Source organism: Anaerovibrio sp., assembly GCF_045637405.1.
Lineage (GTDB): Bacteria > Bacillota > Negativicutes > Selenomonadales > Selenomonadaceae > Anaerovibrio.
Genome location: NZ_JAZTZI010000159.1, coordinates 1 through 5498 on the forward strand (window position 1 = coordinate 1; position 5498 = coordinate 5498).

3 protein-coding genes and 1 tRNA gene are annotated in these 5498 nt (G+C 42.5%); 3 read left to right on the forward strand and 1 reads right to left on the reverse strand.

Annotation, left to right across the window (positions count from 1 at the left end; translation table 11 throughout):
• Nucleotides 1-35: 35 nt before the first annotated feature.
• Complete coding sequence (locus ACKI5G_RS11110) at nt 36-3002, reverse strand: ATP-binding protein (protein ID WP_407400358.1); 2967 nt, start codon at nt 3000-3002, stop codon at nt 36-38.
• A 249-nt stretch (nt 3003-3251) separates the two neighbouring features.
• Here ACKI5G_RS11110 and ACKI5G_RS11115 point away from each other — a divergent pair, with 249 nt between their 5' ends.
• The 3 genes from ACKI5G_RS11115 to ACKI5G_RS11125 all read left to right on the forward strand — a co-directional run.
• Nucleotides 3252-3551 (forward strand): hypothetical protein, encoded by a 300-nt coding sequence (locus tag ACKI5G_RS11115; RefSeq protein WP_407400360.1) that lies wholly within the window; start codon nt 3252-3254, stop codon nt 3549-3551.
• A gap of 108 nt (nt 3552-3659) precedes the next feature.
• Nucleotides 3660-3734, forward strand: a tRNA-Glu gene (locus ACKI5G_RS11120).
• 60 nt (nt 3735-3794) lie between these two features.
• A partial coding sequence (locus tag ACKI5G_RS11125; RefSeq protein ID WP_407400362.1) for a phosphoethanolamine transferase occupies nt 3795-5498 on the forward strand: 1704 nt, incomplete at its 3' end.

Below are 5498 nucleotides of genomic sequence, written 5' to 3' on the forward strand. Positions count from 1 at the left end.
GCTTTAATGTTTCTTTTTGTAAATTAGTCCTGTGGTTATGCTCCTGCCCTATTGAATAGATGGTTTAGAGTATCCATCATCTTCTTAACATCAATAGGCTTGGCCAGGTGGTCATTCATACCAACCTCCAGGGCCCTCTCCTTATCCTCCTTAAAGGCATTGGCTGTCATGGCGACAATAATAATGTCTGCCTTTGCCTTGTCTTCCAGATTACGGATTTTTCTGGTAGCCTCATAACCATTAAGATTTGGCATCTGTATATCCATAAGAATCATGTCATAGTAGCCATCATCTGCCTTGGTGAGCATATCGACGCACTCCACACCATCACTAGCATGCTCCACCTTAAAGCCACTGTCCTCCAAAATAGCTGTGGCAATTTCTGCATTGAGTTCATTATCCTCAGCCAAAAGAATACGCTTGCCGGAAAAATCCGGTGCCGCCTCCTGAACATTGTTGTCCACTGTGGCAGACGGTTCTTCCCCAATTCTATGAGGAATCCGTAAAACTATTTCGGTACCTTCACCCAATTTACTGTGAACTTCAATTTCACCGTTCATCATCTCCACGAGATTCTTAACGATGGCCATACCAAGTCCGGTACCCTGAATACCGCTTTGAGAGGTGTTACGGGCTCTGGAGAACTGTTCAAAAATCTCAGCCACAAATTCCTCTGACATGCCAATGCCGGTATCCTTGACGGATATCTCCACCAAGCACTGCTCCGTCGTTTTTCCAGGCAACTCTTTAACCATAATCTGAATCATACCGCCATCAGGGGTATACTTCACAGAATTACTTATAACATTCATAACTACCTCAGACAAATGGGTTTTGTCAAGATAAAGATAGCGATGCCGTATGTCACAGGAAACCTCAAGCTTAAGATTCTTCTTCTTCATTTCCCCTTCAAAAACTGCAACGCAGGTATTAAAAAGCTTAATGGCATCCTCCAGCTCCTCATCAATTACAACCTTCTTGTTTTCGATGCGGGACATTTCCAAAACATTGTTTAGTATATCCAGAAGCTGATAGCTGGCCAGCTTAACCTTTTTGCGATACTCCTTGTTCAATTCAACATTATCAGGGTCCCTTTCCTCCAGCTCCGTAAAGCCAATAATAGCATTAAGAGGAGTACGAATATCGTGAGACATATTAAACAGGAAGGAGGTCTTGGCTTGATTTGCCACATCTGCCGCCTCGCGGGCTTCTTCCAGCTTTTTGTGCTGATTCTGAAGCATCTCATTAAGCACCTTGGTTTTCTCCAGCTGTATATCCTGGGCCGCCGTAAGCTCCTCCAGACGTAGCTGTCTGTCCTGCAAAATACTATTAAGGGTGGTGATTTCCTGAATCTGCTTTTCCGACTCGTCCAAATGTTCACGGTTTCGCCTGTTTTCTCTGGAAATAAAGAATAATATCAAGCTGAAAATCACAATAACGGCACCGATTGGAATCCATATATTTTGTTTCAAAAATTCACCAGGGGTCACATCCAAATGTGGCATATAGGAATAAGAACGTGTAAGGGTAAAATCCTTATCCATAAGGGTAATACCGTGATTCAACACGCTGATGCCTATAGCATCCGCATTCATGCCGGCAAACCCCAAGGAAGCATCATCTGGCAACTGGGCTGTGCGAAGAACATTGTAGCTGGATTTTTTAGGCAAAAGCGCATCTGTTCTCAGAGCGCTTACAATAACAACATCCGCCTCTCCCCTAACGACTGCGTCCAAGGCCTCCTCATCAGTATCGTAATAAAGAACCGGATTCTCAGGATAATAAACCGCCCTAAAGTCATCCAGCATCCCCAGACGGCTGGCAACGGCAATTGTTGCCGTGCTCATATCAGGGTAATCCCCTTTATACAGTATATTGAAATAGGAGTTTATTACGGAATCACTTGGCAGCATATCATATTCCTCAGTAATCCAATAATTGGAAAACGCTGGGAACATAACATCGATCTCATGCTCTTGCAGTGCCTTTGTAAGAGCCTCACCTGTATCATAGCCCTTGTAATCTACATTAATTGCAGTATATCCCAAGGACTTAAAAATTTCGGTAACAACATCCTTTACAACACCAGTTACTTCACCGTTTGCATCTGTATCACTGTACGGCAAATAATGATTGAGATAGCCCACCCTAAGGGAACTATTATCTGCCAGCCATTGGCGCTCCTCCTTGGAAAGGGATGTAGTAAACACTGTACGCTTAAACCATTTTTTACTAAGGTCGTTAATATAATTCTGATTTTCCTTATAAAGCCTGTGCTGGGCCCTATTCAGGTCATCCAGGATATCTGGTCTGGCCTTGTTTACCGCAAAATAGAAATTAGTTGTCCCGCCCTCAAGGCATACTTCAAAGCCCATATTGCGGAAGGTGTTGTAGCCCTCTGCCAGCATAACATCTATATAGCCATTTTTAAGGGCATTATCTCTCTCTTTGATATCATCGTAAACTATTACTGTAGCCTGAATATTATGTGTGGCAATATATTTCTCCACTACCTTGACCTGGGCGCCTGTCAGTGTGCCTATCCGCTTCCCATTCAATGATTCCGGTTCCGTAGTCACATAATCATTCGTAGTACGCTTATAAAATAAATACTGGCTTGCCCCCATAGGGTCCTTTGGGTAACTAAGAACTGCCTCACGCTCCGGTCTGTAAGCCAGCCCCCCCAGCAGGTCAATCTCACCTTTTACCAGCTTATCATACAGCTCGCCGTAGGACCCATAAACATATTCGTATTTCCAGTTTGTATATAGCTTAAGACGCTGTAAATAATCATAGCCATAGCCACTTTTAACTTCACCATCATGGCCCCCCAACTGGAAGCCTTCTTCCACAAAATACCCAACACGAACTATCTTTTCAGCATTGGCCTCAACAGGCACCGCAGAGTATATCCTGAACGCTCCCACCAGACAGGCAAAAAACGCCACAAGGCAAAACAGCAGCTTTATTTTGTTTAAAAATATTCTTTGGCCACATCTCATTTTCATGTGCCTCCTATATTTTTATACAACCCAGAGAAGTATTATTATTAAACACCATCGTATGCTTCAATTATACGTTAGTGCATTTGCTAATATTATAGCAAACTTTAGCCTACATATTAACAAAAAAAATGCTAAAAATAGAGAATTTTTTGCCAATATAATTTAATATGGAAAGGTTCCCATTGGACTAAGTGGCGTAAAAGTTGTATTATGAAAATAATAAGTTTCACTGCAGGAGGATTCATAATGCTTAATAAAAACCATATGGCCGGCAATGCCCACCTCTCCTCAGAGGCAGCAGAGCCCTTTGAAATACGAATCAAAAGAGATAAGCCTGAGCTGGCTCAAGGGATAGACAAGCTGCTGGAGCTTGTACCAGAGGAAATTTATAAGCGGGCCTTTAAAAACATTCAGACCTTTAATAAACGGGGAGATACCTTGCTTATAGTCAGCGGGGGCATACTGGAGCGCTCATTCCTGGAGCGTGACTGTATTCCTGCGTTGAAGGAAGCCTTTGAGGTTACCAAGGTTCAGATTATCGGATAAAAATGTACATTAATATTAATTTTTTGTTGCTCTGATTTTTGGTGAGTTATGTTTTTTATTTTTTCCTTGACTCGCGACGATTTTTGTAGTAATATATTTTTTGTTCACGGCGCGTTGGTCAAGTGGTTAAGACTCCGCCCTCTCACGGCGGCTTCAGGGGTTCGAATCCCCTACGCGTCACCAGAAATTACAGCCCAGGATTTTGTCCTGGGCTTTTTTGTTAGCTTTGGGAGTTTTGTGTAAATGGATAGAAAAACAATTGAAACATATATTATCAACAGCATTATCTGCTGGGCACTGATGAACGTGTTGTTTTATGCCACCACAGGGGAGAGCAGTATCAGCTTTAACTTGATATTTACCGCTGAATCATTCATATGTGGTGTACTTATTTTTATTACCCAGTTCACCACAGGCTGTCCTTTATTTCATAAAAAATGGACCCCATCCCTTCTTATTACTGGCTGGTGGTATATTTATGTTCTTTATAAATTTATATTTATAAATGCAGGGCCTACTTCCCACGAAGGTGAAATTATTGCCGGTATGGGAGGCGCTGCCAGCTTTATGATGGGACAATTTCTGCTGGAAAAATATACCAATAAAAAAGCCCTTCTGTACCTTTTGGACGTCCTGCAGTTCATCTATTGCCTGCCTCCTGTTTTGTCCCTAATACACTATTATTTATATGGCACCCTCATAACCTACGAGGAAGCCACTGCCATTCGCAACACAAACCTTAGGGAATCCTTTGAATGGATAATGACCTATATGGGGCCTATCTACACGGGCCTAACAGCAATTATTCTCGCAGGACTTTTACTTCTCATAAGCAGACTGAGGAGACTGCTTTCATCCCAGCAGACAGAGGACAGAAAGCCTCCCGTATTAATTGCCTCCATCGGTATAACCCTGGCGGTTTCCCTTCTGCCATGGAATATGTGGGGACAAACGGATTTTGTGGGCCCCTACCTTAAGGCGGTCCGATACAGCATGGGTTTAAGTCAGTATTATCGCAATATTGAAGCAAAAAAAGACAGTATTGCCATTTCTGACGATACTCCTGTCACCCAGTCTCCCCACACAATTATTATGGTCATCGGGGAATCTGCCACCCGCAACAAAATGAAAGTCTATACCCCAGATTACAAATACGATGATACTCCGTGGCTGAGCCAGCAGGTAAATAACCCTAATTTTATTATCTTCAATAATGCTTACGCTTGTCAGAGCCTTACCCAGCAGGTACTGGAAAGTGCCCTGACAGAAAAAAGTGCCTACCACGAAACGGATTTTCTTGACAGCATGAATATTATTGATATTGCCAAAAAGAAGGACTACAAAACTTATTGGATAACTAATCTGGGAAAAAATAACAATGAGTCCTCCTTCTTCAATGTGGCATCCCGGGCAGATTATCTTCTGAATACCGGAAATGATGACGATCACAGTATGTTGGCAGAGCTAAGCCAGATTAATCCACAGGAAAATAACCTTGTTATTCTCCACGGCAACGGCAGTCATGCCGCCTATAAAGAGCGTTATCCAAAGGAAAAGGCCGTATTTACGGAGGATTCCAAGGAGGCTGAATACGCCAACAGCATCCGCTACACAGATGAATTTTTACAGGCTATATACCAATATGCCAAGGATAACCTGAATCTTCAGGTCATGCTGTATTTTTCCGACCATGGTGAGCACATGAGAACGGGGCACACTCCAAATGACCAGAATTATGTGAAGGTCCGCATCCCAATGTTTATTTATTTAGGGGATGAATACCTTAAAAATAATTCGTCAAAGGCAAAAATCCTCATGGACAGAAATAATACCTTCTTCACCAATGATATGATGTACAACACCCTCAGCGGAATCATGAACGCAGAATCCAATTATTATACTTCCAACGAAGATTTAACCAATCCTGCCTACAATTTTACCGCCGAT